The 26,667-nt window shown below is 62.1% G+C and carries 26 protein-coding genes and 1 other RNA gene; 17 read left to right on the top strand and 10 right to left on the bottom strand.

Annotated features, from left to right (window positions below):
- Positions 1-82: 82 nt before the first annotated feature.
- From J0663_RS09330 to J0663_RS09320, 3 genes are read right to left on the bottom strand one after another with little or no spacing between them, the layout of a single operon-like run.
- On the bottom strand, positions 83-778 hold the full coding sequence (locus J0663_RS09330; RefSeq protein ID WP_207244108.1) for a helix-turn-helix transcriptional regulator: 696 nt from the start codon (positions 776-778) through the stop codon (positions 83-85).
- Between the two features lie 4 nt (positions 779-782).
- The gene (gene nudC / locus J0663_RS09325; protein ID WP_207244107.1) at positions 783-1,742 is read right to left on the bottom strand and encodes an NAD(+) diphosphatase; all 960 of its coding nucleotides are present in this window, start codon (positions 1,740-1,742) and stop codon (positions 783-785) included.
- Positions 1,739-2,149, bottom strand: coding sequence for an HIT domain-containing protein (locus J0663_RS09320; protein ID WP_207244106.1), 411 nt, complete (start codon positions 2,147-2,149; stop codon positions 1,739-1,741). The genes nudC and J0663_RS09320 overlap by 4 nt, the downstream gene beginning before the upstream one ends.
- A gap of 89 nt (positions 2,150-2,238) precedes the next feature.
- On the opposite strand from J0663_RS09320, the gene ffs reads away from it, so the two are divergent.
- The 4 genes from ffs (at position 2,239) to J0663_RS09300 (ending at position 5,331) form a co-directional block, all read left to right on the top strand.
- An RNA gene (gene ffs / locus J0663_RS09315) (signal recognition particle sRNA small type) lies at positions 2,239-2,335 on the top strand.
- Between the two features lie 45 nt (positions 2,336-2,380).
- Positions 2,381-4,246 carry a DNA polymerase III subunit gamma/tau gene (locus tag J0663_RS09310; protein WP_207244105.1) on the top strand — a complete coding sequence of 622 codons (1,866 nt, stop codon included), beginning with the start codon at positions 2,381-2,383 and terminating at the stop codon, positions 4,244-4,246.
- 23 nt (positions 4,247-4,269) lie between these two features.
- Positions 4,270-4,593 (top strand): YbaB/EbfC family nucleoid-associated protein, encoded by a 324-nt coding sequence (locus J0663_RS09305; protein ID WP_207244104.1) that lies wholly within the window; start codon positions 4,270-4,272, stop codon positions 4,591-4,593.
- A gap of 165 nt (positions 4,594-4,758) precedes the next feature.
- The gene (locus tag J0663_RS09300) at positions 4,759-5,331 is read left to right on the top strand and encodes a hypothetical protein (RefSeq protein ID WP_207244103.1); all 573 of its coding nucleotides are present in this window, start codon (positions 4,759-4,761) and stop codon (positions 5,329-5,331) included.
- Positions 5,332-5,390: 59 nt separating this feature from the next.
- On the opposite strand, the gene J0663_RS09295 is transcribed toward J0663_RS09300, so the two are convergent.
- The gene (locus J0663_RS09295) at positions 5,391-6,008 is read right to left on the bottom strand and encodes an MOSC domain-containing protein (protein ID WP_207244102.1); all 618 of its coding nucleotides are present in this window, start codon (positions 6,006-6,008) and stop codon (positions 5,391-5,393) included.
- Positions 6,009-6,065: 57 nt separating this feature from the next.
- Here J0663_RS09295 and recR point away from each other — a divergent pair, with 57 nt between their 5' ends.
- Both recR and J0663_RS09285 read left to right on the top strand, forming a co-directional pair.
- Positions 6,066-6,671, top strand: a complete 606-nt coding sequence (gene recR / locus J0663_RS09290; protein WP_207244101.1) for a recombination mediator RecR — start codon at positions 6,066-6,068, stop codon at positions 6,669-6,671.
- Between the two features lie 11 nt (positions 6,672-6,682).
- A complete protein-coding gene (locus tag J0663_RS09285; protein ID WP_207244100.1) occupies positions 6,683-7,948 on the top strand; it encodes a lytic murein transglycosylase in 1,266 nt (421 codons plus the stop codon).
- Positions 7,949-7,954: 6 nt separating this feature from the next.
- On the opposite strand, the gene J0663_RS09280 is transcribed toward J0663_RS09285, so the two are convergent.
- Positions 7,955-8,410, bottom strand: coding sequence for a GNAT family N-acetyltransferase (locus J0663_RS09280; RefSeq protein WP_207244099.1), 456 nt, complete (start codon positions 8,408-8,410; stop codon positions 7,955-7,957).
- 10 nt (positions 8,411-8,420) lie between these two features.
- The gene (locus tag J0663_RS09275; protein ID WP_207244098.1) at positions 8,421-10,052 is read right to left on the bottom strand and encodes an MFS transporter; all 1,632 of its coding nucleotides are present in this window, start codon (positions 10,050-10,052) and stop codon (positions 8,421-8,423) included.
- A gap of 244 nt (positions 10,053-10,296) precedes the next feature.
- Here J0663_RS09275 and rimP point away from each other — a divergent pair, with 244 nt between their 5' ends.
- From rimP to J0663_RS09225, 10 genes are all read left to right on the top strand, one after another.
- Positions 10,297-10,902, top strand: coding sequence for a ribosome maturation factor RimP (rimP, locus tag J0663_RS09270; RefSeq protein WP_207244097.1), 606 nt, complete (start codon positions 10,297-10,299; stop codon positions 10,900-10,902).
- A 59-nt stretch (positions 10,903-10,961) separates the two neighbouring features.
- Positions 10,962-12,563, top strand: a complete 1,602-nt coding sequence (nusA, locus tag J0663_RS09265) for a transcription termination factor NusA (RefSeq protein WP_207244096.1) — start codon at positions 10,962-10,964, stop codon at positions 12,561-12,563.
- Positions 12,560-13,252: an RNA-binding protein gene (locus tag J0663_RS09260; RefSeq protein WP_207244095.1), complete on the top strand. Its 693-nt coding sequence runs from the start codon at positions 12,560-12,562 to the stop codon at positions 13,250-13,252. The genes nusA and J0663_RS09260 overlap by 4 nt, the downstream gene beginning before the upstream one ends.
- Before the next feature lie 102 nt (positions 13,253-13,354).
- Positions 13,355-16,108: a translation initiation factor IF-2 gene (gene infB / locus J0663_RS09255; RefSeq protein ID WP_207244094.1), complete on the top strand. Its 2,754-nt coding sequence runs from the start codon at positions 13,355-13,357 to the stop codon at positions 16,106-16,108.
- 150 nt (positions 16,109-16,258) lie between these two features.
- Positions 16,259-16,663, top strand: a complete 405-nt coding sequence (gene rbfA, locus J0663_RS09250; RefSeq protein ID WP_207244093.1) for a 30S ribosome-binding factor RbfA — start codon at positions 16,259-16,261, stop codon at positions 16,661-16,663.
- A gap of 12 nt (positions 16,664-16,675) precedes the next feature.
- Positions 16,676-17,608, top strand: coding sequence for a tRNA pseudouridine(55) synthase TruB (gene truB, locus J0663_RS09245; RefSeq protein WP_207244092.1), 933 nt, complete (start codon positions 16,676-16,678; stop codon positions 17,606-17,608).
- A 78-nt stretch (positions 17,609-17,686) separates the two neighbouring features.
- Complete coding sequence (locus J0663_RS09240; RefSeq protein ID WP_207244091.1) at positions 17,687-18,535, top strand: alpha/beta fold hydrolase; 849 nt, start codon at positions 17,687-17,689, stop codon at positions 18,533-18,535.
- Between the two features lie 149 nt (positions 18,536-18,684).
- The gene (gene rpsO / locus J0663_RS09235; RefSeq protein WP_009997779.1) at positions 18,685-18,954 is read left to right on the top strand and encodes a 30S ribosomal protein S15; all 270 of its coding nucleotides are present in this window, start codon (positions 18,685-18,687) and stop codon (positions 18,952-18,954) included.
- A 348-nt stretch (positions 18,955-19,302) separates the two neighbouring features.
- The gene (pnp, locus tag J0663_RS09230; RefSeq protein WP_207244090.1) at positions 19,303-21,441 is read left to right on the top strand and encodes a polyribonucleotide nucleotidyltransferase; all 2,139 of its coding nucleotides are present in this window, start codon (positions 19,303-19,305) and stop codon (positions 21,439-21,441) included.
- 75 nt (positions 21,442-21,516) lie between these two features.
- A complete protein-coding gene (locus J0663_RS09225) occupies positions 21,517-22,533 on the top strand; it encodes a class I SAM-dependent methyltransferase (RefSeq protein ID WP_207244089.1) in 1,017 nt (338 codons plus the stop codon).
- A gap of 95 nt (positions 22,534-22,628) precedes the next feature.
- On the opposite strand, the gene fabI is transcribed toward J0663_RS09225, so the two are convergent.
- The 3 genes from fabI to fabA are packed head-to-tail and all read right to left on the bottom strand — an operon-like array spanning position 22,629 to position 25,233.
- Positions 22,629-23,435, bottom strand: a complete 807-nt coding sequence (gene fabI, locus J0663_RS09220; protein ID WP_207244088.1) for an enoyl-ACP reductase FabI — start codon at positions 23,433-23,435, stop codon at positions 22,629-22,631.
- Positions 23,436-23,439: 4 nt separating this feature from the next.
- Complete coding sequence (fabB, locus tag J0663_RS09215) at positions 23,440-24,672, bottom strand: beta-ketoacyl-ACP synthase I (RefSeq protein ID WP_207244087.1); 1,233 nt, start codon at positions 24,670-24,672, stop codon at positions 23,440-23,442.
- A gap of 45 nt (positions 24,673-24,717) precedes the next feature.
- Entirely contained in the window at positions 24,718-25,233 is a 516-nt protein-coding gene (fabA, locus tag J0663_RS09210; protein ID WP_207244086.1) for a 3-hydroxyacyl-[acyl-carrier-protein] dehydratase FabA, read from the bottom strand.
- Between the two features lie 301 nt (positions 25,234-25,534).
- Here fabA and irrA point away from each other — a divergent pair, with 301 nt between their 5' ends.
- Entirely contained in the window at positions 25,535-25,954 is a 420-nt protein-coding gene (gene irrA / locus J0663_RS09205; RefSeq protein ID WP_207244085.1) for an iron response transcriptional regulator IrrA, read from the top strand.
- Between the two features lie 5 nt (positions 25,955-25,959).
- Here the strand turns inward: irrA and J0663_RS09200 are convergent, their stop codons facing one another.
- Positions 25,960-26,595, bottom strand: a complete 636-nt coding sequence (locus tag J0663_RS09200; RefSeq protein ID WP_064805816.1) for a trimeric intracellular cation channel family protein — start codon at positions 26,593-26,595, stop codon at positions 25,960-25,962.
- Positions 26,596-26,667 lie beyond the last annotated feature (72 nt).

The following is a 26,667-nucleotide window of genomic DNA, read 5'->3' as shown; positions in this document are numbered from 1 at the left end:
TGCCCGTCCGAAGACGCGCGGCGCTGTGGTGAATTGAGACTGATAATAACGCTACCTGCTGACAGTTTATGGCAGCAGCAATTCAGGTCTCCAGCGGCACGTCCTGCGTCTCGCGCCACTCCTTGAGGAGCACGGTGCGGCGGCGTGGATACCGCGTCTCATGGACCGCCATATCAATGATGCGATCCGTGCGAAAATGGCGGAAATCCTGGCGCAGCTCGCACCAGGCCATGATGATGCGCACATGCTCGAAATAGCCGAGAGCGAAGGGCCAAACGCGGCGGCGGGAAATTCGGCCCTGCTCGTCGCCATAATGCAGTTCGAGGACACGCTCCAGGCGGATGGCCCTGCGGATGGCCGAAACGTCGGCCTTGTCCTCGTCCTGGCGCTTGCGGCCAACGAAGAGTGTCGCCGAATCGACCATTTCACGCATATCGGCCGGCAGCACGGCGGCGATCTTGGCGAGCGCGTCGGCGCCGGCGCCGGCAAGCCGTGGCTCGGCGGCGCGGGCCACCCAACGCGAGCCGAGCACCAAGGCTTCCAGCTCTTCCTCGGAAAACATCATCGGCGGCAGCATGAAGCCTGGCTTCAGCACGTAACCGATGCCGGCTTCGCCTTCGATCATCGCGCCCTGGGCCTGCAGGCTGGCTATATCGCGATAGAGCGTACGCAGGCTGACGCCGGTCTCTTGGGCAAGCACGGTACCGGTCACCGGCCTGCGATAACGCCGAAGCGTCTGGAGCAGCGTCAGCAGCCGTTCCGAACGGGCGACGGGCATGGCACTAGCGCTTCCACTCCACCCAGTCGCGCATTAGGCGGTGGGCGATCGCGCCCTTCGGCGGCGAGGCCTTGCCGTTGGCGCCTGGGCGATCCAGCATCTCCAGCGTTTCCTCGCGGGTGAACCAACGGCAATCCTCCAATTCGGTTTCATCGCGCTTGATTTCGGTCGATTTCGCTTCGGCGTAACAGCCGATCATCAGCGAATGCGGCATCGGCCAGGGCTGCGAGGCGTGGTAACGGATGCGGCCGGTACGGATGCCGGATTCCTCAAGCGTTTCGCGGCGGACGGCGCTCTCGATGGTCTCGCCAGGTTCGACGAAACCGGCAAGGCAGGAATACATGCCGGGCGCAAAATGCGGGCTGCGGCCAAGCAGGCAGAGGTCGCGGCTCTCGTCGACCGTCAGCATGATGACGACAGGATCGGTGCGAGGAAAGATCATGTGTTCGCAGGCGGCGCAGACACGTTTGTAGCCGCCGATGTGGATTTCCATCGCCGAACCGCAGCGGCCGCAGAAACGGTTGTCGCCGTTCCAGCGGATCAGGCTTGCCGCCTGAGCGAATTCGCCGAGCAGCACCTCGTCGATCAGCATTTCGCGAAACAGGGTTCGGCCGTCGGCGGGCTTGTATTGGCTGGCAAGGTCCTCGACGTCGACGCCGACGGGAACGGCAAGACGCGGCTCGCCGGTCTTGCGGTAGCCCAGAAGCACCGTCTCGTCCCAATCCGGCTGCAGCTCCTGCAGCTCGTAGCGGGCAAATAGCGGGTCGAGCACTTGGCCGTCATGCTTCAGCACCAGCTTGTCCCTGGCAAAGGCGAAGATATGGGTGCCGTCCTTGGCCAGCGCCCTTTCGACGGACTGTTCGTCGCGATGCTCGGAATCGCGATTGAGATCGTTGGCGGCAAAGGCAGTGAGATTGCTGGGTTCCGGATGTGGCACATCCGAATCGAAAAGCGAATGACTCATGATGAAAGGGCTTCCCGCAGCTTTGCTGTGAATTCGTCTCTCTTTCCGTCCTCGTAGGGTTCAGCGGGCCCGAAGCCCCAGACGGGACCCGGCCAGTTGGCATCGCCTTCGAAGCGGGCAATGACATGAACATGAAGCTGGCGGACGATATTGCCAAGAGCCCCAACATTGATTTTTGTCGCGCCGGTGATGTCCTTCAAGGCCTTGGCGACCATCTCCGTCTCGAAGGTGAGCAGCACCTGGTCGAGCGGCGTCAGCTCGAATATTTCGGTAATGTCAGCTCGGCGAGGCACGAGAATGAGCCAGGGCCAGCGGGCATCCTTCGACAATCTGAGATCACAGAGGCCGGTGACCATGATGCTGATGCTGTCGTTTTCCAGCCGAGGGTCGAGCGTAAAGCCGTTCAAGGGGCATTCCTCCTGTCTTTTCCTAGGACTAGCAGTTTTTTATCATGTTGGCTTGCTTTTGATGACGATATTGCCGATATGTGCATCCGGGAGGTTGGTGGTGGACGAGCCACTCGCCAACCGGGTCAGGTCCGGAAGGAAGCAGCCCTAACGAGCCCGGCACGGGTCATCGTGCCAGCCTCCCACCTTCTCTCCACGAAATGCCCGAAGATCCGGGCGACAAGCAGGACGATGAGCGACAGCGAGCGACAATCACAAGATGCCGCCTCGACGGGCACCGGATACCGGGTGCTGGCTCGCAAATACCGCCCCAAGGATTTTACGGACCTGATGGTCGGCCAGGAGCCGATGGTCCGCACGCTCACCAATGCCTTCGAGACCGGCCGCATCGCCCAGGCCTACATGCTGACCGGCGTGCGCGGCGTCGGCAAGACGACGACGGCGCGCATCCTGGCGCGGGCGCTGAACTACAAAAGGCCAGACGTCGACAAGCCGACGATCGATCTGCGTGTGCCCGGCGAGCACTGCCAGGCGATCATGGAGGGCCGGCATGTCGACGTGATCGAGATGGACGCCGCGTCGCACACCGGTATCGACGATATAAGAGAGATCATCGAACAGGTGCGCTACCGGCCGGTTTCGGCGCGCTACAAGGTCTATATCATCGACGAAGTGCACATGCTGTCGACGCAGGCCTTCAACGGGTTGTTGAAGACTCTAGAAGAGCCGCCGGAGCATGTGAAGTTTATCTTCGCCACCACCGAAATCCGCAAGGTGCCGATTACCGTGCTGTCGCGCTGCCAGCGCTTCGACCTGCGCCGCATCAGCGCATCAGATCTCGTCGGGCTGTTTACGACGATCGCGGCCAAGGAGGGCATCGAGGCGGAAGCGGACGCGCTGGCGATGATCGCGCGCGCTGCCGAAGGCTCTGCGCGCGACGGCCTGTCGCTGCTCGACCAGGCAATCGCCCACGGCGCCGGCGCCGTGCAGGCGGAAGCGGTGCGCGGGATGCTCGGCCTTGCCGATCGCGCCCGGATCGTCGATCTCTTTGAGCACATCGTCAAAGGTGATGTGGCGGCCGCGCTCGGCGAGTTCCAGAGCCAGTACGAGGCCGGCGCCAATCCGGTGGTCGTGCTCACCGATCTTGCCGACTTCACCCATCTGGTAACGCGGCTGAAATATGTGCCGGATGCGGCAAACGACCCCTCGCTCAGCGAAATCGAGCGTACCAAGGCGGCGGAACTGGCCAAGGGCGTCGCCGTGACAACGCTGTCTCGCATCTGGCAGATGCTGCTGAAGGGCATTCCGGAAACGGAAGGCTCGTCGCGTACGGCGGGTGCCGCCGAAATGGTGCTGATCCGGCTTGCGCATGCCGCCCATCTGCCGGCGCCTGAGGATGCGGCGCGGCGGCTTGCCGAATTCTCCGGCGACAATACGGACCAGCGGCCCGCCTCGCCCTCCGGCAATGGCGGCGGCAACGGAACGCGGGTTCCCTATCAAAGCAGCGTTGTGGCTCGCGCTCCGGAGCCGACACCACGGCCGCAGCCCTCGGGGCCGACCGCGATGCTGCGTGCCGTGCCCAATCCGGAGCCACAGAATATCGGCCGCACCGAGGCCAAGCCTGTCGAGGCTCCGAAGCCGCTCGTGCGCATCAATTCGATCGGCGATATCGTCGACCTCGCGGGAGAAAAGCGCGACGTCAAGTTGAAGGCACTGGTGCGCAACTTCGTGCGGCCGGTCCGTCTCGAGCCCGGCCGGCTGGATGTGAACCTCATCGAAGGCGCGCCGAACACGCTGCTCAACGAGCTCGCCGTCAAGCTCAAGGAATGGACGGGAATCCACTGGATCGTCAGCACCAGCCGCGAAGTAGGCGGGCCGACGATGGTGGAGGCGGAGGCCAAGGCGCAGGAACAGCGCGTCAGCGATGCGCGTCAGGATCCCGATGTCGCGGCCATCCTGGCACATTTCCCGGGTGCGAAAATTATCGACGTGCGCGTGCGGGCGCCCGAACTGGAAGAGGAAGGCGAGGCGGCACCGCCGGCTGCCGCCGAATCCGAAGAAGGCGACATCCTGCCCGGCGACGACATAGAATTTTAAATGTTTCAAGAAGGAGCGAGACGATGCGCGACATCATGGGCATGATGGGCAAAGTCAAGGAAATGCAGGCCAAGATGGAGCAGATGCAGGCGGAGATCGCCGAGCTGACCGCCGAAGGCAAGGCGGGCGGCGGCCTCGTCACCGTCGTCATCTCCGGCAAGGGTGACCTCAAGAGCCTGAAGATCGACCCCTCGCTGTTCAAGGAAGACGATGTCGAGATCCTCGAAGACCTGATCGTCGCCGCCCACAAGGACGCCAAGGACAAGGCCGAGGCGCTCGCCGCCGAAAAGACCAAGGCACTCACGGCAGGCCTGCCGATCCCGCCCGGCTTCAAGCTGCCGTTTTAATAGCAGGCAACTCGGTCTCAAAGGCGTTTCCGCTTTCTTCGAATTGCGGAAATACTCTATCTCTTTGTTTTCAAGCAATTCGCGGCGCAAAATCGGGCCATACTTTTGCTGGAATTGCTCTCATATTTTTCAGCAAGTAATTTCACAGATCTCATAAGGTTTTTCATGAAGATCGCCGGCGTTTTTCGCCTTTGCCTCGCCGCTGCCTTGGCCGCGCCGACGGCTGTCAATGCAAATCAATGCGATCCCAGCAAGCCTGTTTATGTCTTTGATCAATTCGATCAGGGCGACGACAAGATTTTCTACAAAATTCGTGATGGCGAACACCCATTCTTTGAGCAGCTAATACGATTCGAAACTTGGCGAAAATCCAAACTGGTGTGGTCTGTCGACGGCTCTGTAATATGCAGCGATGTCGTTGCGATGTGCGAATTGACCTTGGCCTCCTCCAATAAAAGTGACCCCGGCTCCGCGATCTACGACTGCTTCGAGGAGCTAAAGAAGGAGCAGGAGCAGGATACGCCGACAACAAAGATATCCTTTAAAATCCCCGTCACCGAGATTTCCACGAAGCATGAAACGTCCCATATCGCATTCGGCTTTTTGACTGCTCTCTCATTGGTGTGCAGCAAGCATATGGATATCCACGTTGAGCGGAAGGCTTTGCTGGTCGAAAACGAGCGCAAAGGTATGTTCCTGTTACCGCCTTTCGTACGGCGGGTTCCATGCTTGAAATGACTAGCGCCCACGCCGGCATGCTGGCGCTGCGGCTGTGATGAGCTGGTAAAAGCCCGCTCTTAGCGCTCAGCTTCCAGCATCCCACGCAGCTTGTAGTGGATAGGAGCGGCGAGATATCGTGACCGGTCCGCCTCCGAAAGCTGCCGGCCGAATGTTTTCATCAGCTCCGGCATCGTCACCTTTTCGCCTGGAAAGAGCTGATGCTCGATCGCCATTCCGGCCTCGGCAACGCCGCCGCGGATGACGCGGCAGTAGATGCCGGGGCGGGCCGCCAAGGTATAGCGTTTGACGAATTTAGGATCGGTCATCCTGGCAGCGAAGGTGGCGCAGGGAATGCGGCATGCAGTGGCTTCGAGGATGAGATCGCCTGATGTGAACCGGTCGCCGACGGCGACGTCGCGGTTGTCGAGGCCCGAGATCACCAGGTTTTCGCCGAAGGTGCCGGGCTCGTATGGCCGGCCAAGCTCCTTGCTCCACCAGTCGAGCGTCAGCGATCCCTCGACATAAATCGCCTGATCGACGCCGCCATGGTGCTTGCGGTTGCAGATGGCATCGCCGACCAGCCCTTCCGCGTCGATCATCACCGCGCCATTGACGGACTGCTTGAAGATGCCGGTCTTGTAGCTCTTGCCGGCCAACCTTTCCGGATTGCCGACGCAGAGGGCCAGGATTTTCATGGGGCAGCCGATCCTTCCGCGATTCCGTTTTCGTTGCATATCAGTTAAGAACGGCGCATGGCAAAACGAGTCACTGGTCCCGAAATCGAAAAACTTATCCAGCTTCTGGCGAAGGTGCCGGGGCTCGGGCCGCGCTCGGCGCGCCGGGCGGCACTGCATCTGATCAAAAAGAAGGATCAGTTGCTGGGGCCGCTGTCGAATGCGATGGGCGAGGCCTATGACAAGGTGAAGATCTGCTCGCGCTGCGGCAATGTCGATACAACAGACCCCTGCACCGTCTGCACCGATACGCAGCGCGATCAGTCCGTCATCATCGTCGTCGAGGACGTCTCGGACCTCTGGGCGCTGGAGCGGTCGGGCGCGATGAACGCCGCCTATCACGTGCTCGGCGGCACGCTGTCGCCGCTCGACGGCATCGGGCCGGACGACCTCAACATCCGCGGGCTGATCGACCGCATCGGCGAAGGCGGCATCCGCGAACTGATCATCGCCGTCAACGCCACCGTCGAGGGGCAGACGACGGCGCATTACATTACCGACCAGTTGCAGGGACTCGACGTGAAGATTACGCGATTGGCGCACGGCGTACCTGTCGGGGGTGAACTCGACTATCTTGACGAGGGCACGCTGGCGGCGGCGCTGCGGGCGCGGACTGTGATATGAGGGGTTTGCTTATGCCGAAAGAGGGGGGTGTTCCACGACGACTGCGACTATTCGCGTTCGCTGCAATCACTGCCCTCCTCCCTCTCCCCTCATACGCAGCCCCATCAAAAGCCTATGTCGAGGCACAATTCCAAAAATGGGTGCAGAGCGACCTCTGGCCCGAGGCGAAGGCGGGCGGTGTTTCCGAGAAAACCTTCAGGGTCGCCTTCTCGGGCATCACGCTGAACTGGAACCTGCCAGATCTCGCCCCGCCCGGTTTCCCGCCGCCGAAGGAGCAGAAACAGACGCAGGCCGAATTTTCCTCGCCCGGTCCCTATTTCAACGAAGACCGGCTGAAGAAGCTCGCAGCGACAGGGCGCGGCTTTGCGGCGCAGTACAGCTCGACGCTGAAACGGATCGAAAAGGCTTATGGCGTGCCGGGCTCGATCGTGCTTGCCATCTGGGGCCGGGAGACAGGCTTCGGCGCCGCGAAGATCCCGGAATCGGCGATCGAAGTGCTGGCGACCAAGGCCTTCATGTCGACGCGCAAGGAGATGTTCCGCACCGAGCTGGTGGCGGCACTGCATATTCTCGACGGCGGCGACGTCGCGCCTTCCGATTTCAAGGGGTCTTGGGCCGGCGCGCTGGGGCAGCCGCAATTCATGCCAACGAGTTATCTGAAATATGCCGTGGATTTCGATGGCGACGGCCATCGCAACATCTGGACCTCTGTGCCGGATACGCTCGCCTCGATCGCTAACTATCTGGTCAAGAAGGGCTGGCAGCGCGATCGGGACTGGGGTTTCGAGGTTTCGATCCCCCAGGCAATCTCCTGCGCGCAGGAGGGACCTGATCTCGCAAAGCCGCTTTCGCACTGGGCCTCGCTCGGCATCGAGCGGATCTCCGGCAAAGCCTTTCCCTCAGGTGAGATGAAGGCCCAGGGCATGATGCTGGTACCGGCCGGCCGCGACGGTCCGGAATTCATCGTCACGCCGAATTTCTACATCATCAAGGAGTATAACAACTCCGACCTTTACGCCCTCTATATCGGCAATCTCGCCGACCGCATCGCCTCGAACGGCGGCGCCTTCGAGGGCCAGTGGGGCGATGTCGGCAAGATGCTGCGTTCGGATGTGGCCGCCATGCAGAAGGCGCTGGAGCGGCAGGGTTATGACGTCGGCGGCTCCGACGGCCTGCCGGGCTACAAGACACGGCGCTCGATCGGCGAGTGGCAGGCGAAGAACGGCATGAAGCCGACATGCTTTCCCGAAGCCAGCCTGAAGGGCAAACTGAAATAGCCGGCTTTAGAGGTTGCGCTTCAGTCCTTCATGGCTGGCGACAAAACCGAGCTTCTCGTAGAAGCGGATCGAGTCTTTTCGCGTCTTGTCCGATGTCAGCTGCACGAGGCCACAGCCACGCTCGACGCATTGGGCGACCGCCCATTCGATGAATTGGGCGCCGAGGCCGGCTCCGCGGAACTCTCTTGCAATACGCACGCTCTCGATCTGTCCGCGCCACATGCCCGTCCGGGAAAGGCCGGGAAGAAAACTCAGCTGCAGGCAGCCGACGACCTGGTCGGAGGCGTCGACTGCGACGGCCAGCAACTGGTTGGCGTCCGCCTCGATCGCCGCGAAGGCCGAGAGATAGCGCGCATCGACCGGATCGGAGACGATCTCCCTGGTGCTGCCGAGGTCGTCGTCGGCCACAAGCCTGATGATGGCGGCAAGATCGGATGGCCGGGCGAGCCTGAAACTGTGCATGGCTGCTCCCTCAATGATGCAGGTCGATCGGCGCTTTATGGAAGACATCGTCGCCTGGCGGGATGGCCTGGCGCTCGATCATGCGGTGGACATGGGGCGGGCCTTCGCCGCGATGGAGCGCACGCAGCCTATCGATGTTTTCGGCATCGGCCTGGGTGCGCCGCTGGTTGTGCCTAATATATTCGACCCAGGTCGGCGTATGGTAGCTTTCCGTCCACAACCCGGGATTTTCGAGATCGCGCATCAGCGCCCAATGCCGGGCGCCGTCGCGGATGCGGATGCGACGGCGCTCGCCCATCAGCGCCATGAATTCCGCCAGGTCGTCGTCGGCGATCTCGTAATCGACCTGGATGACGATCGGGCCGCTGCGCGGGGTGATGTCGAGACTCAAAGCCGGCGCGGTGAAGCGGTTCAGCGGATCGAGATTGAGCGAGGCGAAGGCCGGCATCGAAAACCGCAGGCCGATCGCAATGCCGAGCAGCAGGACGACCGACGCCATCAGCAGCGCATCGGCGACGCCATAGCGGTCCGCCGCGACACCCCAGAGCCAGCTGCCGCCGGCGATGCCGCCGAAGGTGACGGTCTGATAGAGCGACAGCGCACGTCCGACCACCCAGCGTGGCGTCGACAGCTGGACGATGGTGTTGAAGAGCGAAAGTGCGGAGACCCAGCAGGCGCCCGAAATGAGCAGCCCGGCAGACGTGAGGACGGCGCTCGGACTGAAGGCAGCGATGACGGCGCTTAGTGCAAAGCCGGCAAAGGCGAGGCGGATGATCGACTCGCTGGACAGCGCCTGGCGAATTCTTGCACTCAGCACCGCACCGCCGATCGCGCCGATACCGAAGGCGCCGAGCATGAAGCCATAGGTCAGCGGACCGCCGGCAACGAGATCGAGCGCGACGACCGGAAGCAGCGCCAGGATAGAGCTGGCGCCGATGCCGAAAATCAAGCCCCTGACCAGAACCTTTTCGAGATTGGGCGACATCGAGACGTAGCGCAAGCCGGCGAAGATGGCGCTGCCGAGCGCCTCCCGCGGCAGGGTCGAGACCGGTATGCTCGGCCGCCAGCGCAGCAGAGCGTAGATCAATGGGATGTAACTCAACGTGTTGACCGCGAACGCAGCGGCGGCACCCGCGGCCGCCACGATGGCGCCGCCAATCGCCGGGCCGACGCTACGGGTGATGTTGAAGCCCATGCTGTTCAGCGTGACGGCGCCCGGTAGGTCGGCGCGCGGCACCATGTCGCCAACCGAGGCCTGCCAGGAAGGATTGTTGAGCGCCGTGCCGCAGCCGATCAGGAAGGTGAAGAAGAGCAGCAGCCAAGGCGTGATCCAGCCGAGAAGGGCTGATGCCGTCAGCAGCGCCGACACCACGAGCATCATGCACTGCGCCGTCAGCATGACCCGGCGGCGGTCGTAATTGTCGGCGAGTGCGCCTGATACCAGGGAAAAGAGCATGATCGGCAGCGCCGTCGAGGTCTGAACCAGCGCGACCATATCCTCCGAAGCCGTGATGGTCGTCATCATCCAGGCAGCACCCACCGCCTGGATCAGGCCGCCGAAATTCGAGGAAAGGCTGGCAAACCAGATGGCCCGATAGGTATCGTGCCGCAACGGCGCCAATGTCGCTGAGCTGTAGGCCACGATTTCTCCGCTTTTGTTTTTGAGACCCCCGGCAATATATGCGGAAGACCTTCGCTGGCCATAGGCTCGTTCGCCCTGCCGGAAGCGAATTGGCGGAATTGGCCGCAGACCTTGCAATTTTGTAAAAACCCGACTATATGGCTCTCAAATTCTTGATCGCTTGATGAAGAGTGGGCCGCAAGGACCCGCTCTTTTTTATTAGCTCGATCGCCTGAACAGCATGAAATTGCGAGGAGCGCACCGCTTGTCGGACATGACGAACGCAGACAACGAACTTGAGCCGCGACTGATTACCGAAACCGGGCTCGACCAGCGTCTTGCCGATATCATCGAACCCGTGCTTGTCGGCATGGGCTTCCGGCTCATCCGCGTGCGCATGCTGAACCAGAACGGCGCGACCATGCAGGTCATGGCCGAACGCAACGACGGCACGATGACGGTTCAGGACTGCGAAGAAGTCTCGATGGCGATTTCTCCCGTCCTCGATGTGGAAGATCCGATCGATAAAGAGTATCATCTCGAGGTGTCTTCGCCCGGCATCGACCGTCCGATGGTGCGGAAATCCGATTTCGTCCGCTGGCAAGGCCACCTTGTGAAATGCGAGACGTCGATCATGATCGGCAATCGCAAGCGTTTCCGTGGCAAGATCGTCGAAGCCGACGCCGATGGTTTTACGCTTGAGCGCGACCAGATCGCCTATGGAGAAGAGCCGAAGGTCATCATTCCCTTTACGGCGCTCAGCGATGCGAAGCTCATTCTGACCGACGATCTGATCCGCGATGCACTGCGCGCCGACAAGCTGGCGAAAGCGCAGGCCGCGAACCAGAACGAAGCAGACGACCAGGAATAACCGATCAACAGACCGCTGCAGGGACGGGAACCCTGGAGTAAAGACGGAGAAACAAAACAATGGCAGTCAGTGCGAACCGGCTCGAACTTCTGCAGATCGCAGATGCAGTGGCGCGCGAAAAGGTCATCGACCGCGAGATCGTGCTTGCCGCAATGGCCGATGCCATTCAGAAGGCGGCACGCTCGCGTTACGGCACCGAGTCCAACATCCGCGCCGACATCAATCCGAAGACCGGCGAAATCCGGCTGCAGCGCCTGCTCGAAGTTGTCGAGAAGGCCGAGGATTATTCGACGCAGATCCCGCTCGAGCTCGCCCGCGACCGCAACCCCGACGCCGCCCTCGGCGATTTCATCGCCGATCCACTGCCGCCAATGGATTTCGGCCGCATCGCAGCGCAATCCGCCAAGCAGGTGATCGTGCAGAAGGTGCGTGAAGCCGAACGCGACCGCCAGTTCGACGAGTTCAAGGACCGCGTCGGCGAAATCGTCAACGGCACCGTCAAGCGCGTCGAATACGGCAATGTCATCGTCGACCTCGGCCGCGGTGAAGGCATCATCCGCCGTGACGAAATGATCCCGCGCGAGAACGTGCGCTATGGCGATCGCGTCCGTGCCTACGTCTATGATGTCCGCCGCGAGCAGCGCGGCCCGCAGATCTTCCTGTCGCGCACGCATCCGCAGTTCATGGTGAAGCTGTTCACCATGGAAGTGCCGGAAATTTACGACGGCATCATCCAGGTGAAGTCGGTCGCCCGCGATCCGGGCTCGCGCGCCAAGATCGCCGTGATCTCGAACGACAGCTCGATCGATCCGGTCGGCGCCTGCGTCGGTATGCGCGGTTCGCGCGTCCAGGCAGTCGTCGGCGAGCTCCAGGGCGAGAAGATCGACATCATTCCGTGGAGCCAGGACCCGGCGACCTTCGTCGTCAACGCCCTGCAGCCGGCCGAAGTCGCCAAGGTCGTTCTCGATGAGGATGCCGAGCGTATCGAAGTGGTTGTTCCCGACGAGCAGCTGTCGCTTGCGATCGGCCGCCGCGGCCAGAACGTCCGCCTCGCCTCGCAGCTGACCGGCTGGGACATCGACATCATGACGGAAGCCGAAGAATCCGAGCGCCGTCAGAAGGAATTCAACGAGCGCACCAACCTGTTCATGGATTCGCTCGACGTCGACGAGATGGTTGGTCAGGTTCTGGCGTCGGAAGGTTTTGCCGCCGTCGAGGAACTGGCCTATGTCGATCTCGACGAAATCTCCTCGATCGACGGTTTCGACGAGGAGACGGCGCAGGAAATCCAGCAGCGCGCCCGCGAATTCCTCGAGCGTCTCGAAGCCGAGATGGACGAGAAGCGCAAGGCGCTCGGCGTCGAGGACGAGCTGCGCGGTATCGACGGCATGACCGCCCAGATGATGGTGGCGCTCGGCGAAGACGGCATCAAGACGATCGAAGACTTCGCAGGCTGCGCCGCCGATGATCTCGTCGGCTGGACGGAGCGCAAGAACGGCGAAACGAAGAAGTTCGAGGGCCTGTTCTCGAAGTTCGACGTCTCGCGCGTCGAGGCCGAACAGATGATCGTCCAGGCCCGCCTCGCGGCCGGCTGGATCACGGAAGAGGACCTGGCGAAGGGGACCGAAGAAGAGGTCACCGAAGCCGAACAGGAAGCATGATGACCGCGCATGAGCCGGACGCTCTCCCTGAGGACGACGATCTTGCAGGTTATGACGTGAACGGACGCATGTGCATCGTGACGCGTGAAAGCGGATCGCCGGATGAGCTGATCCGCTTCGTCGCGGCTCCCGACGGAACCGTCGTCGCCGACCTGAAGCGCGAGCTTCCGGGACGCGGATGCTGGGTGAAAGCCGACCGGTCGCTGGTCGACAAGGCGGTGGCGAAGAAGCTCTTCGCCCGCGCGCTGAAAGCGGATGTGAAGGCGGCGGACGATCTCGGCGCCAGCGTCGACCGGCTGCTGGCGGCGCAACTGATGCAGATGATGAACATGGCGCGCAAAGCCGGCCAGTTCATCAGCGGCTCCTCGAAAGTGGATGCCGCGGTGAGAAGTGGAGCAGCCCTTGCGGTGTTCCACGCGACTGAAGCAGCGGACGATGGCGTCCGGAAAATCGACCAGGCCCGCAAGGCCTGGCACCTCGGAATGGAGACCGAGGAGGAGATACCTTCCTTCCGTCTCTTCTCGGAGAGCGAAATGGAAGGCCTGATGGGCCAGAATGCTTTTATCCATGCCGCAGTGCTTGCAGGGCAGGCGGGTGAGGGTGTAGTGAAGCGCGCAAAGATGCTCGAACAGTACCGTATTGGCGGTCAGTCCCGGGCAGCGGGCGGCGCTGGCCGGCAAAAGCAATGAGACGGTCACCGGCATCGGCCGGTCCCATTCTCATTGATCGACAGTATTTGAACGACAGGGTCTGATCTAGTCATCGCTCCCTGTCCGAAGGAACGGGAACGAATGACCGATAGTAATGACGACAAGACACTCAGCGTAACGGGCAAGAAGACGCTTACCCTGAAACCATCGGGGATGAGCCAGGGCACCGTTCGCCAGGATATGGGTCGCGGTCGCACCAAGGCGGTCGTGGTCGAGACCCGCAAGCGGCGCCCGATGCGCCCGGAAGACGAAAAGCCAATTACGCCTGCTGCCGCCGCCCCGGTGCGTGCTGCCGAACCGGCGCCCGCGCCTGCGCAGGCACGCCCGCAGCAGCCGACGCCCGCACCGCGGGTTCATCAGCCTGGCGGCAGCCAGTCCAATCAGCGTCCGCAGCAGTCCTACCAGCCGCCGCGCTCGAACGATCGTCCGCGCCCGGTGGTGCTGAACCATCTGTCACCGGAAGAGATGGACGCCCGCCGCCGCGCGCTCGCCGAATCCCAGGCGCGTGACGCCCAGGATGCGATCCGCCGCGCCGAGGAAGAAAAGCGCCGGGCCGCCGAAGAGGCGATCCGCAAGGCAGCCGAGGCGGAAGAAGCCGCCCGCCGGGCCGCCGAAGAGGCCGCCAGGCAGGCGGAAGCCGCTGCTACTGCCGCTGCCGAACCGGCAGCCGCTGCGGCGGCACCGGCTGCCGCAGCGGCTGAAGCACGCCCCAACACTCCGCGGCCGGCATCGTCGGCTCCAGCCGCCCGCCGGCCCGATGCGGCAGCACCCGCTGCTGCCCGTCCGGCTCCTGGTGCCGTCGCACCTGCCGGTATCCGTGGCCGTCGCGATGACGACGACGACGATCGGGGTGCTGCGCGCGGCGGTCCGGCCCGTGGCCGCGTCGTTCGCCCGGAACCGGCAAAGCCGGTCACCACACGTCCGAAATCGGATGAAGACCGCCGTCGCGGCAAGCTGACGATCACCACTGCCGACGTGGACGGCGAGGATGCCGGCCGCAGCCGTTCGCTTTCGGCGATGCGTCGCCGGCAGGAGAAATTCCGCCGCAGCCAGATGCAGGAAACGCGCGAGAAGATCTCCCGCGAGGTCGTCCTGCCCGAGACCATCACCATTCAGGAACTGTCGCAACGCATGTCCGAACGCGCCGTCGACGTCATCAAGTACCTGATGAAGGAAGGCCAGATGATGAAGCCGGGCGACGTCATCGACGCCGACCTCGCCGAACTCATCGCCGGCGAATTCGGTCATACGGTCAAGCGCGTCTCTGAATCCGACGTCGAACTCGGCATCTTCAACGTTGCCGACGACGAAGGCGACCGCGTTTCGCGTCCGCCTGTCGTCACGATCATGGGCCACGTCGACCACGGCAAGACCTCGCTGCTCGACGCTATCCGCCACGCCAACGTGGTTGCGGGCGAAGCCGGCGGCATCACGCAGCATATCGGCGCCTACCAGGTGGAGCAGAACGGTCAGAAGATCACCTTCATCGACACCCCCGGCCACGCCGCCTTCACGGCGATGCGTGCCCGCGGTGCGCAGGCGACCGACATCGCGATCCTCGTCGTGGCTGCTGACGACAGCGTCATGCCGCAGACGATCGAATCGATCAATCACGCCAAGGCGGCCGGTGTTCCGATCATCGTGGCGATTAACAAGATCGACAAGCACGAAGCCGACCCGCAGAAGGTGCGCAACCAGCTTCTGCAGCACGAAGTCTTCGTGGAATCGATGGGTGGTGAAACGCTTGACGTCGAAGTCTCGGCCAAGACAGGCAAGAATCTCGACAAGCTGCTCGAAGCCGTTCTGCTGCAAGCGGAAATCCTTGACCTCAAGGCCAATCCGAACCGCACCGCTGAAGGTACCGTCATCGAAGCCCAGCTCGACCGCGGCCGCGGTGCGGTTGCCACCGTTCTCGTTCAGAACGGTACGTTGAAGCCGGGCCAGATCATCGTCGCAGGCGACGTCTGGGGTCGTGTGCGCGCCCTTGTCAACGACAAGGGCGAGCATATGAAGGAAGCGCCGCCGGCCATGCCTGTCGAGGTGCTCGGTCTTTCCGGTACGCCGCAGGCGGGCGACAGGTTCGCCGTCGTCGAAAGCGAGAGCCGCGCCCGCGAAATCTCGGAATACCGTCAGCGTCTTGCCCGCGACAAGGCGGCTGCCCGCCAGTCGGGACAGCGCGGTTCGCTGGAACAGATGATGACGCAGATGCAGAGCACCGGCATCAAGGAGTTCCCGCTCGTCATCAAGGGCGACGTGCAGGGCTCGATCGAAGCGATTGCCGGCGCGCTGGAGAAGCTCGGAACCGACGAGGTCCGCGCCCGCATCGTCCATTCGGGCGCCGGCGGCATCACCGAGACGGATATTTCGCTCGCGGAAGCCTCGAACGCGGCCATCATCGGCTTCAACGTTCGCGCCAATGCGCAGGCACGCCAGTTCGCCGAGCGCCAAGGCCTCGAAATCCGCTACTACAACATCATCTACGATCTCGTGGATGACGTGAAGGCGGCGATGTCGGGCCTGCTCTCCCCGGAACGGCGCGAAACCTTCATCGGCAACGCCGAGATCCTGGAGGTGTTCAACATCACCAAGGTCGGCAAGGTCGCAGGCTGCCGCGTCGTCGAAGGCAAGGTCGAGCGTGGAGCGGGCGTCCGCCTCATCCGCAACGACGTTGTCGTTCACGAAGGCAAGCTCAAGACCCTCAAGCGCTTCAAGGACGAAGTTGCCGAAGTGCCGATGGGCCAGGAATGCGGCATGGCCTTCGAAAACTACGAGGACATGCGTGTCGGCGACGTCATCGAGTGCTTCCGCGTCGAACATATCACGCGCACGCTTTAATCCCCGGCGTCACAGCAGCTTTGCAAAAGCCATCCGCCACCCGGCGGATGGCTTTTCTACCTGCCGGCTTGACCTTTTCGGCCAAAAGAGTCATGGACGCTCTCCTTTGACGGGTTCGATTCCCAGCCGCATCGGCAAATAGAGATAACAATGACCAGACCAACTTCTTCCGCGCCTTCGCAGCGCATGCTGCGCGTTGGCGAACAGGTCCGCGCCGCGATCACCCAGGTCTTGCAGCGCGGCGAAGTGCGTGACGACGTCATCGAAGCGACCGTGATCTCGATCTCGGAAGTGCGCATGTCGCCGGACCTCAAGATCGCCACGGCTTATGTGACGCCGCTCGGCGTTTCCGACCACAGCGTCGTCATCGAGGCGTTGAACCGCCATGCCAAGTTCATTCGCGGCCGACTCGGCCCGCAGCTTCGGCAGATGAAATACATGCCGGAGGTGCGTTTCCGCGACGACACCAGCTTCGACAATTACAAGAAGATCGACGAGTTGCTGCGTTCGCCCGAGGTCCAACGCGACCTCGACGGCGATGATGACGAGAGATAACAGAAGAGACTGATGTCCAAACCACGCAAACCCAAGGGCCGGCCGATTTCCGGCTGGCTGATCCTCGACAAGCCGATGGATTTCGGCTCGACGGAAGCCGTTTCCAAGATCAAGTGGCTCTATAAGGCGCAAAAGGCCGGCCATGCCGGCACGCTCGATCCGCTCGCCTCCGGCATGCTGCCGATCGCGCTCGGCGACGCGACGAAGACGGTTCCCTATGTGATGGACGGCCGCAAGATTTATGAGTTCACGGTCAGCTGGGGCGAGGAGCGCGCCACCGATGATCTCGAGGGCGAGGTCACGCTAAGCTCGGACAAACGTCCCAGCGAACAGCAGATCCGCGATATCCTGCACCGTTATATCGGCACCATCCATCAGGTGCCGCCGCAGTTTTCCGCGATCAAGATATCGGGCGAACGCGCCTATGATCTGGCGCGTGACGGCGAAGCCGTCGAGATCCCCTCGCGCGAGGTCGAAATCTTCCGGCTGACCCTGCTCGCCTGCCCTGACGCAAACACCGCGCATTTCGAAGTGGAATGCGGCAAGGGCACTTACGTGCGCGCGCTGGCCCGCGATTTCGGCCGCGAGCTCGGCTGCTACGGCCACGTTTCCGGACTGCGACGCACGTTTGTGGCACCCTTTTCGGAAGAGGCCATGGTGCCGCTCGCTAACCTCGTGGCGCTGGAAGCGATCGAAGACATGGACGAGCGGCTTGCCGCCCTCGATGCGCTGCTGATCGATACTTGCGAAGCGCTTTCCGCCCTGCCCCATCTCGTCATCAACGACGACCAGGCGCACCGGCTAAAAATGGGCAATCCGATCCTGGTGCGCGGCCGCGATGCGCCGGTCGCCGAAAGCGAAGCCTATGCGACGGCCCGCGGCAAGCTGATCGCGATCGGCGAGATCGGCCAGGGCGAATTTCGCCCAAAGCGCGTTTTTGGCTGATCTTACAACGATAGCGATTGTCAGCCGGCAGCGATCCGATATGTTTCCCCTTGGGCCATGGCGGCCCGAGGGGAAACCATGCGCAGAATTTCCGGAATACTGACGTTCTTTTCGCTGTTCCTGATCCTTGCCGGCGCCCAAGCCGCCGAACGCTGGGCCGAGCTTCCGGCCTTTCCTTCGATGCCCGCGCCGAAGACCAGCGGCATGGCCGACGTGAACGACATCAAGATGTATTACGCCGAATATGGTGAAGGCGACCCGATTCTCTTCATCCATGGCGGTCTTGGGAATGCCGACGTCTGGGGTCATCAGGTGGCCGAATTTGCAAAGGATCATCTGGTTATCGTCGCCGACAGCCGCGGTCACGGCCGCTCGACACGCAGCGCGCAGCCTTTCGGTTACGATCTGATGACCTCGGACTACGTCGCTCTTCTCGACCATCTGAAGATCGACAAGGTGACTCTGGTCGGTTGGTCGGACGGCGGCATCATCGGCATCGACATGGCGATGAACCATCCGGAGAAACTGACTCGCGTCATCGCCCAGGCGGCCAACGTCACGACCGATGGTGTCAAGGCCGACGTCTTGGAGAACAAGACCTTCAGCCACTACATCGACGTCGCCGGCGACCAGTACAAAAAGCTTTCGCCGACGCCGACCGAATACCAAGCCTTTTTCACGCAGATCTCCGAGATGTGGGCGACCCAGCCGGCCTGGACAGCCGCCGATCTTGCGAAGATCTCGGTGCCGGTCACGCTTGCGATCGGCGATCATGATGAAGCCGTCAAGCTCGACCACACGGAGTTGATGGCAAAGGAGATTCCCGGCGCCAGGCTCGTAATCCTGAAGAGTGCGAGCCATTTCGCCATGCTGCAGGATCCCGCGGGGTATAACAGGATGATCCGGGATGCGATGGCGGGGCGCTGAGCGCTGGGAATACTCCCTCTTTCCATCGGTGCTTATTTGGTTTATAGGCAGCGCCAGCGTCAGGTCCGCCTGCTCGCATTCGCGGCCAAAGCTGGACGGCATCCCGGCTTTTGGCGACTTCAATCTCCTCTCATAGAAAGGATCATCCGATGTCGATCACTGCTGAGCGCAAGGCTGCGCTGATCAAGGAATACGCAACCGCCGAAGGCGACACCGGTTCTCCGGAAGTTCAGGTCGCGATCCTGACTGAACGCATCAACAACCTGACCGAACACTTCAAGGACCACAAGAAGGATAACCATTCCCGCCGTGGCCTGCTGACGATGGTTTCGAGCCGCCGCTCGCTTCTTGATTATCTCAAGAAGAAGGATGAAGGCCGCTATTCCAAGCTGATCAACAGCCTGGGTATCCGCCGCTAAGATTGTCCGGCGGGCGCTTTCGAGCGTCCGCCGGATCTGTTTCGGGACAACGTTCCCGATGAAAAGTTCCGCCCGCGCCCTATCTCAAGCGGTGGAACGACCGGCAGACCCGGATGGGCCGGTTCTGCCAAACCAACCGTTGACCTGTCATGGGGCAGGATTGCCGGATGCTTTCGGCCAAAGCTTTTAAGGCTTTGGCCCCAAGTTTCTCAGGAACGCCCAGTTCGAGGAACTGCTGATGAAAAGCCTCCCGTTGTCTTGCCCGTGATACGTCACATTGATTGCGGTCGACTGTGCGCTGCGCCTGATATCGGCGATGGCGCGTGCTCCCGCATTGAAGGACAAGATATGTTTGATACACACAGCGTTGAAATCGAGTGGGCCGGCCGCCCGCTGAAGCTCGAAACCGGCAAGATCGCCCGTCAGGCCGACGGCGCGGTTCTCGCCACCTACGGCGAAACCGTCGTTCTCGCCACCGTCGTCTCGGCTAAGGCGCCGAAGCCCGGCCAGGACTTCTTTCCGCTGACCGTCAACTACCAGGAAAAGACCTACGCCGCCGGCAAGATTCCCGGCGGCTATTTCAAGCGCGAGGGACGTCCGAGCGAAAACGAGACCCTCGTTTCCCGCCTGATCGACCGCCCGATCCGCCCGCTCTTCCCGGAAGGCTACAAGAACGACACGCAGGTCGTCGTCACCGTCGTACAGCATGACCTCGAGAACAATCCCGATATCCTGTCGATGATCGCCACTTCGGCGGCGCTGACGCTGTCCGGCGTTCCCTTCATGGGCCCGGTCGGCGGCGCGCGCGTCGGCTACATCAACGGCGAGTATGTTCTCAACCCGCATCTCGACGAGATGGATGAATCGAGCCTCGACCTTGTCGTCGCCGGCACCTATGACGCCGTGCTGATGGTCGAATCCGAAGCCAAGGAACTCAACGAAGACGTCATGCTCGGCGCCGTGATGTTCGGCCACAAGGGCTTCCAACCGGTTCTCGACGCGATCATCAAGCTCGCCGAAGTCGCCGCCAAGGAGCCGCGCGACTTCCAGCCGGAAGACTATTCCGAGCTCGAAGGCGAGATGCTGACGCATTTCGAAGCCGAACTGCGCGAAGCCTATAAGATCACCCTGAAGGCAGACCGCTACGCCGCCGTCGACGCCGTCAAGGCCAAGGTGAAGGCCCACTTCCTGCCGGAAGGCGTCGAAGCCAAGTATACGGCCGAAGAAGTCGGCGCGATCTTCAAGCACCTGCAGGCCAAGATCGTCCGCTGGAACATTCTCGACACCAAGAGCCGCATCGACGGCCGCGACCTCGAGACGGTTCGCCCGATCGTTGCCGAAGTCGGCCTGCTGCCGCGCACACACGGTTCGGCCCTCTTCACCCGCGGTGAAACCCAGGCGATCGTCGTTGCCACGCTCGGCACCGGCGAAGATGAGCAGTATGTCGATTCCTTGACGGGCATGTACAAGGAAAACTTCATGCTGCACTACAACTTCCCGCCCTACTCGGTCGGTGAAACGGGCCGCATGGGCTCTCCGGGCCGCCGCGAAATCGGCCACGGCAAACTCGCATGGCGCGCCATTCATCCGATGCTGCCGACGGCGGAGCAGTTCCCCTACACGCTGCGCGTCGTTTCCGAAATCACCGAATCCAACGGCTCCTCGTCGATGGCGACCGTCTGCGGCACCTCGCTGGCGTTGATGGATGCCGGCGTTCCGCTGGCAAAGCCGGTTGCCGGCATCGCCATGGGTCTGATCCTGGAAGGCGACCGCTTCGCCGTCCTCTCCGACATCCTCGGTGACGAAGACCACCTCGGCGACATGGACTTCAAGGTCGCTGGTACTGCTGACGGCATCACCTCGCTGCAGATGGACATCAAGATCGCCGGCATCACCGAAGAGATCATGAAGGTCGCTCTGGGCCAGGCCAAGGGCGGTCGCGCCCACATCCTCGGCGAAATGGCCAAGGCGATCACCGAAAGCCGCGGCCAGCTCGGCGAGTTCGCACCGCGCATCGAAGTCATGAACATTCCGGTCGACAAGATCCGCGAAGTCATCGGCTCCGGCGGCAAGGTCATTCGCGAAATCGTCGAGAAGACCGGCGCCAAGATCAACATCGAGGACGACGGCACCGTCAAGATCGCCTCCTCTTCCGGCAAGGAAATCGAAGCCGCCCGCAAGTGGATCCACTCGATTGTCGCCGAGCCTGAAATCGGTCAGATCTATGAAGGCACGGTCGTCAAGACCGCCGACTTCGGCGCCTTCGTCAACTTCTTCGGCGCCCGTGACGGCCTCGTCCACATCTCGCAGCTCGCTTCCGAGCGTGTTGCCAAGACGCAGGACGTCGTCAAGGAAGGCGACAAGGTCTGGGTCAAGCTGCTCGGCTTCGACGAGCGCGGCAAGGTCCGCCTGTCGATGAAGGTGGTCGACCAGGCCACCGGCCAGGAGATCGCGAACGAGAAGAAAAAGGAAGAAGCGGCCGAATAAGCCGCGTCTGCCAGCTCCAATTCCGGGCGCGGGAATCTTCCGCGCCCTTTTTCTATTCTAAATGAGATAAAATCCATGAGCCGCGAAACGCTGAAGACCCTGTTCCATCCCTTTGCCAGCGGCACAATACAGCCGCCCGGCGAAGGCGAGCGTGTGCTCTTCCTCGGGGCCGAGGCAGGCTTTGCGCTACCGGACGGTTTTGCCGCCTCGCTCAGCGCCGTGCAGGGTTTCCGGCCGCTCTACCGCCAGCTGCTCGCGCAGCGGGTGGAAGCGACACCTGAGATTGACGGCGAGGACTATGACGCAGCGCTCGTGCTCTGCACCAAGCACAAGGGTGAGAACGAGGCCAATCTCGCTGCCGCGATCACCCGCACGCGGGCCGGCGGGCTGATCGTCGTTGCCGGCGCCAAGGAGGACGGCATCCAGCCGCTGCGCAAGCGCTTGGAAGGTTTCGGCCTCGCCATCGACCATATGCCGAAATATCACGGCGTCGCCTTCTGGTTCGGCCGGCCGGCCGATGCCAGCGACATTGTCTCCAAACTGGCAAAGGCGCCGGTGCGCGTCGACGATCGCTTCCATGCGGCCGCCGGCATGTTCTCCCACGACCGGATCGACGCCGGATCAGAACTGCTCGCCTCGCGCCTGCCGCAGGATTTTACCGGAGACGTGGCGGATTTCGGCGCGGGGTGGGGCTACCTCTCGGTCGAGATGGCGCAGAGATCGCGCGGACTGGCGCGCCTTGACCTCTACGAGGCCAACCACGCCTCCCTGGAGGCTGCGAGGGATAATCTTGCGGAGAACTGCCCGAACGCGCCTGCGCGCTTCTTCTGGCACGATCTGGCGGGCGAGCCGGTCAAGGACAAATACGATCTAGTCATCATGAACCCGCCCTTCCATGAGGGACACGCCGCCGAGCCCTCGCTCGGCCAGGCAATGATCAAGGCCGCCGCATCCGCCCTTCGCGGCGGCGGCCGGCTGATGCTCGTCGCCAACCGCGGCCTGCCTTATGAGCCGGTCCTGGCGGCCAATTTCAGGGAAAGCGGCGAAACCTGCCGCAATGCGCGCTTCAAGGTGCTGTGGGCGAAGAAATAAGGCTCAGGCCGCTTCGACACAGATCGTTTTACCCGTCAAACAAAAGGCCGTGCGCAGAGGATGCGCACGGCCTTTGAATTTTCAATCAGTCGCGTCTATTCGACGTCTGCCTTGCGCAGAGTATCCAGCGTCGGCATGGAGGTGATGTTGAAGCCGGCATCGACGAAGTGGATCTCGCCGGTGACGCCGGCGGAGAGGTCGGAGAGCAGATAGAGCGCCGAATTGCCGACCTGGTCGATGGTCACGGTCTTGCGCAGCGGCGCATTGCGCTGATTCCAGGAGAGAATCGCGCGCGCATCCGAGATGCCGGCGCCGGCGAGCGTACGGATCGGGCCGGCGGAAATGGCGTTGACGCGAATGCCGCGCGGGCCGTAGTCGGCGGCGAGATAACGCACCGAAGCCTCGAGCGCCGCCTTGGCGACGCCCATGACATTGTAGTTCGGAATGACGCGCGTCGAGCCGTTATAGGTCAAAGTCAGCATCGCGCCACTGCCTTCCATCAGCGGAGCGCAGCGCCTGGCGATCTCGGTGAAGGAGAAACAGGAGATGACCATGGTGCGGCTGAAATTCTCCCGCGTCGTATCGGCGTAGAGTCCCTTCAGCTCGTTCTTGTCGGAAAAACCGATGGCGTGGACGATGAAATCGAGCTTGCCCCAGCGGTCGCCAAGCGCGTCGACGACGGCATCGACCGAAGCGATGTCCTCGACGTCGCAGGGCAGTACGAAATCCGAGCCGAGCTCGGCAGCCAGCGGCTTGACGCGCTTGCCCAGCGCATCGCCCTGATAGGTGAAGGCGAGCTCCGCACCCTGTGCGGCGAGAGCCTTTGAAATCCCCCAGGCGATCGAGTGGTTATTGGCGACGCCCATGACGAGCCCGCGCTTACCCTGCATGATTCCCGTCATGTCGTTATCCGTTGTAGCGCTGGAAGACCAGCGTGGCGTTCGTGCCGCCGAAGCCGAAGGAGTTGGAGAGGGCGGTGTCGATCTTCGCATTATCGATGCGCTTGCGCACGATCGGCACACCGTCGAATTCGGGATCGAGCTCGGTGATATGGGCGCTTTCGCCGATAAAGCCTTGCTGCATCATCAGCAGGGAATAGATCGATTCCTGCACGCCGGCCGCACCAAGCGAATGGCCCGTCAGCGATTTGGTCGACTGGATATGCGGGATCTTGGCGCCGAACACTTCGCGGATGGCGCCGATTTCCTTGCTGTCGCCGACCGGCGTCGATGTGCCGTGGGTGTTGATATAGTCGACCTCGCCCTTCACCGTTGCGAGCGCCTGGCGCATGCAGCGGATAGCGCCCTCGCCCGACGGAGCAACCATGTCGTAGCCGTCCGAGGTCGCGCCGTAGCCGACGATTTCGGCGTAGATCTTGGCGCCGCGCGCCTTGGCGCGCTCCAGCTCTTCCAGCACCAGCACGCCGGCACCGCCGGCGATGACGAAACCGTCGCGGTTGACGTCATAGGCGCGCGAGGCGGTATCGGGCGTGTCGTTGTACTTGGAGGACATGGCACCCATGGCATCGAAGAGATTGGACATCGTCCAGTCGAGATCTTCATGGCCGCCGGCAAACATCACGTCCTGCTTGCCCCACTGGATCATTTCGGCGGCGTTGCCGATGCAATGAGCAGAGGTCGAGCAGGCCGACGAGATCGAATAATTGACGCCGTGGATCTTGAACCAGGTGGCAAGCGTCGCCGAGGCGGTCGAAGACATCGCCTTTGGCACGGCGAAGGGACCGATGCGCTTCGGGCTGTTGTTCTTGATGGTGATTTCTGCCGCCTCGATGAGGGTGCGGGTGGACGGGCCGCCGGATCCCATGATGATGCCGGCGCGTTCGTTCTGAGCGTAGTCCTTCTCTTCCAGACCGGAATCGGCGATCGCCTGCTTCATGGCGACATGGTTCCAGGCACCGCCCTGCGACAGGAAGCGCATGGCACGGCGATCGACCAGATCGGCAAGTTCCGCCGGGCCGAGCTTCGGACTGCCCCAGACCTGGCACTTGAAGCCGTGTTCGGCGAAATCGTTGGAAAAGGAAATACCCGACTTTGCCTGGCGCAAGGATTCGGTGACCTCGGCCGCGTCGCTCCCGATCGAGGAAACGATACCCAGACCCGTGACAACTACCCGTCTCATCTGATCAAACCTTTGTTGTTTTCGTCAGCCGCTCGAAATGCGGTTTCAGGCGGTCTTGTCTTTCGATAGACCGACGCGAAGGTCGGCCGCCTGGTATATGGTCTCTCCGTCCGCCTTCAGCCAGCCGTCGGCCGTGCCGAGCACGAGACGACCGCGCATGACGCGCTTGAAGTCGATGCCGTATTCGATCAGCTTCGTATGTGGCCGGACCATGCCCTTGAACTTCACTTCGCCTGTCGACAGCGCCATGCCGCGACCTTCCTCGCCGAGCCAGCCCAGGAAGAAACCGGTCAACTGCCACATGCCGTCGAGGCCGAGGCAGCCCGGCATGATCGGATTGCCTTCGAAATGGCAGGGAAAGTACCAGTCGTCGGGGCGGACGTCGTATTCGGCCCTGAGATAGCCCTTGTCGAAGGCGCCGCCCGTTTCGGATATGTCCGTGATGCGGTGAACCATCAGCATGGGTGGAAGCGGCAGCTGCGCATTGCCGGGTCCGAACAGCTCGCCATGGGCGCAAGCGATGAGTTCTTCATACGAGAAGCTGGACTGTCTGGTTGTCATAAAATTTCTTTTTCCCCCCGCGTGAAGCCGATGGATGTGAACGTGTAGTCCAAGTTCTTCAGAAAATGAAGCACAAGCAAGGCAGCTTCATCCATCGCCTCGGACCAGGCTTGCGCCATTATTTGGTGGTCGCATACAGGAAGGCCAGGGCCGCGACCAGACCTATTTGCGTCAAAAGGCCGTTTTTGCCGCGTTTATCAGGCTCTTGTCCCCATTGAACTATTGAAAGGCTCGAATGCAAAAGTTATACCGCTTGAAGAAACATGATTGCTTTATGCAGGAATAACCGGAGTTGGTTTTGATGACGGGTGCACTCCCGATCGCAATAGAGGTAAGGCTGCGCGGCGCCGGCCTGCGCCCCACCCGCCAGCGCGTCGCGCTCGGCGACCTTCTGTTTGCCAAGGGCGACCGGCATCTTACCGTCGAGGAACTGCACGAAGAGGCGGTTGCCGCCGGTGTGCCGGTTTCGCTGGCGACCGTCTACAACACGTTGCACCAGTTCACCGAAGCCGGTCTCATTCGCGTCCTCGCCGTCGAGAGCGCTAAGACCTATTTCGACACCAATGTTTCCGACCACCACCATTTCTTCATCGAAGGCGAAAACGAGGTGGTCGACATTCCGGTCAGCAACCTGACGATCGGCAATCTGCCGGAGCCGCCGGAGGGCATGGAGATCGCCCATGTCGACGTGGTGATCCGCCTGCGGGCCAAGCAGGGCTGACGGCGTCACATCACGTCGTCGGGATGACGTCCCGGTTTGTGCTTGTAAATCGGGAAGGTCCAGCCGAACCACAGGGCTCCGCCGCGAACGGCAAAGGCGGCCACGACGCCACAGCCGGAGGCGAGATAGAGCGGCATTCCGAGCGCATTGGCGAGCGTGAACACGCCGGCGCCGATCAGAGCCGCCGTCACATAGATTTCGGGCCGCAACAGCACCGAAGGCTCGTTTGCCATCAGATCGCGCAGGATGCCGCCGAAGGTCGCCGTCAATGTGCCGGTGACGATCGCGATGGTCGGCGAGCCGGTGGCGGCAAGGCCCTTGGCGGCGCCGAGCACGCAATAGGCGGCAAGGCCGATCGCATCCAGCCAGATCAGCAGGCGATAGCGCGATTCCAGCAGATGGGCGGTGAAGAAGACGATGACGCCCATGATGCAGCAGACGAGGATATAGGCGGGGTTCAGCACCCAGAAGACCGGCACGCGGCCGAGCACGATGTCGCGCACGGTGCCGCCGCCGGTTCCCGTCACCATGGCAAAAAACAGAAAGCCGATCAGATCCAGCTGCTTGCGTGAGGCGGCGAGCGCACCTGTCGCGGCAAACAGCGCAATGCCGGCATAATCGAGATAGACGAGCAAGGACATGCGGCCCCCGGAACCGGCAAACAGTTTCTGGAAAGAACCATGGCGGCAAGGGCGGCGCAAGGCGGCACGGCC

Origin of the sequence: Rhizobium lentis (assembly GCF_017352135.1) — a bacterium.
In the GTDB taxonomy this organism is placed as follows: domain Bacteria; phylum Pseudomonadota; class Alphaproteobacteria; order Rhizobiales; family Rhizobiaceae; genus Rhizobium; species Rhizobium lentis.
Note: the sequence above shows the minus strand (reverse complement) of the source record. Positions and strands in the feature narration are given on the sequence as shown.

What these genes read in the sequence shown, in the direction of transcription:
- J0663_RS09330 (WP_207244108.1), bottom strand. Translation starts at nt 778, where the DNA reads ATGCCCGTCGCCCGTTCGGAACGGCTGCTGACGCTGCTCCAGACGCTT.
- nudC (WP_207244107.1), bottom strand. Translation starts at nt 1,742, where the DNA reads ATGAGTCATTCGCTTTTCGATTCGGATGTGCCACATCCGGAACCCAGC.
- J0663_RS09310 (WP_207244105.1), top strand. Translation starts at nt 2,381, where the DNA reads ATGAGCGACAGCGAGCGACAATCACAAGATGCCGCCTCGACGGGCACC.
- J0663_RS09305 (WP_207244104.1), top strand. Translation starts at nt 4,270, where the DNA reads ATGCGCGACATCATGGGCATGATGGGCAAAGTCAAGGAAATGCAGGCC.
- J0663_RS09300 (WP_207244103.1), top strand. Translation starts at nt 4,759, where the DNA reads ATGAAGATCGCCGGCGTTTTTCGCCTTTGCCTCGCCGCTGCCTTGGCC.
- J0663_RS09295 (WP_207244102.1), bottom strand. Translation starts at nt 6,008, where the DNA reads ATGAAAATCCTGGCCCTCTGCGTCGGCAATCCGGAAAGGTTGGCCGGC.
- recR (WP_207244101.1), top strand. Translation starts at nt 6,066, where the DNA reads ATGGCAAAACGAGTCACTGGTCCCGAAATCGAAAAACTTATCCAGCTT.
- J0663_RS09285 (WP_207244100.1), top strand. Translation starts at nt 6,683, where the DNA reads ATGCCGAAAGAGGGGGGTGTTCCACGACGACTGCGACTATTCGCGTTC.
- J0663_RS09280 (WP_207244099.1), bottom strand. Translation starts at nt 8,410, where the DNA reads ATGCACAGTTTCAGGCTCGCCCGGCCATCCGATCTTGCCGCCATCATC.
- nusA (WP_207244096.1), top strand. Translation starts at nt 10,962, where the DNA reads ATGGCAGTCAGTGCGAACCGGCTCGAACTTCTGCAGATCGCAGATGCA.
- J0663_RS09260 (WP_207244095.1), top strand. Translation starts at nt 12,560, where the DNA reads ATGATGACCGCGCATGAGCCGGACGCTCTCCCTGAGGACGACGATCTT.
- infB (WP_207244094.1), top strand. Translation starts at nt 13,355, where the DNA reads ATGACCGATAGTAATGACGACAAGACACTCAGCGTAACGGGCAAGAAG.
- rbfA (WP_207244093.1), top strand. Translation starts at nt 16,259, where the DNA reads ATGACCAGACCAACTTCTTCCGCGCCTTCGCAGCGCATGCTGCGCGTT.
- truB (WP_207244092.1), top strand. Translation starts at nt 16,676, where the DNA reads ATGTCCAAACCACGCAAACCCAAGGGCCGGCCGATTTCCGGCTGGCTG.
- J0663_RS09240 (WP_207244091.1), top strand. Translation starts at nt 17,687, where the DNA reads ATGCGCAGAATTTCCGGAATACTGACGTTCTTTTCGCTGTTCCTGATC.
- rpsO (WP_009997779.1), top strand. Translation starts at nt 18,685, where the DNA reads ATGTCGATCACTGCTGAGCGCAAGGCTGCGCTGATCAAGGAATACGCA.
- pnp (WP_207244090.1), top strand. Translation starts at nt 19,303, where the DNA reads ATGTTTGATACACACAGCGTTGAAATCGAGTGGGCCGGCCGCCCGCTG.
- J0663_RS09225 (WP_207244089.1), top strand. Translation starts at nt 21,517, where the DNA reads ATGAGCCGCGAAACGCTGAAGACCCTGTTCCATCCCTTTGCCAGCGGC.
- fabI (WP_207244088.1), bottom strand. Translation starts at nt 23,435, where the DNA reads ATGACGGGAATCATGCAGGGTAAGCGCGGGCTCGTCATGGGCGTCGCC.
- fabB (WP_207244087.1), bottom strand. Translation starts at nt 24,672, where the DNA reads ATGAGACGGGTAGTTGTCACGGGTCTGGGTATCGTTTCCTCGATCGGG.
- fabA (WP_207244086.1), bottom strand. Translation starts at nt 25,233, where the DNA reads ATGACAACCAGACAGTCCAGCTTCTCGTATGAAGAACTCATCGCTTGC.
- irrA (WP_207244085.1), top strand. Translation starts at nt 25,535, where the DNA reads ATGACGGGTGCACTCCCGATCGCAATAGAGGTAAGGCTGCGCGGCGCC.
- J0663_RS09200 (WP_064805816.1), bottom strand. Translation starts at nt 26,595, where the DNA reads ATGTCCTTGCTCGTCTATCTCGATTATGCCGGCATTGCGCTGTTTGCC.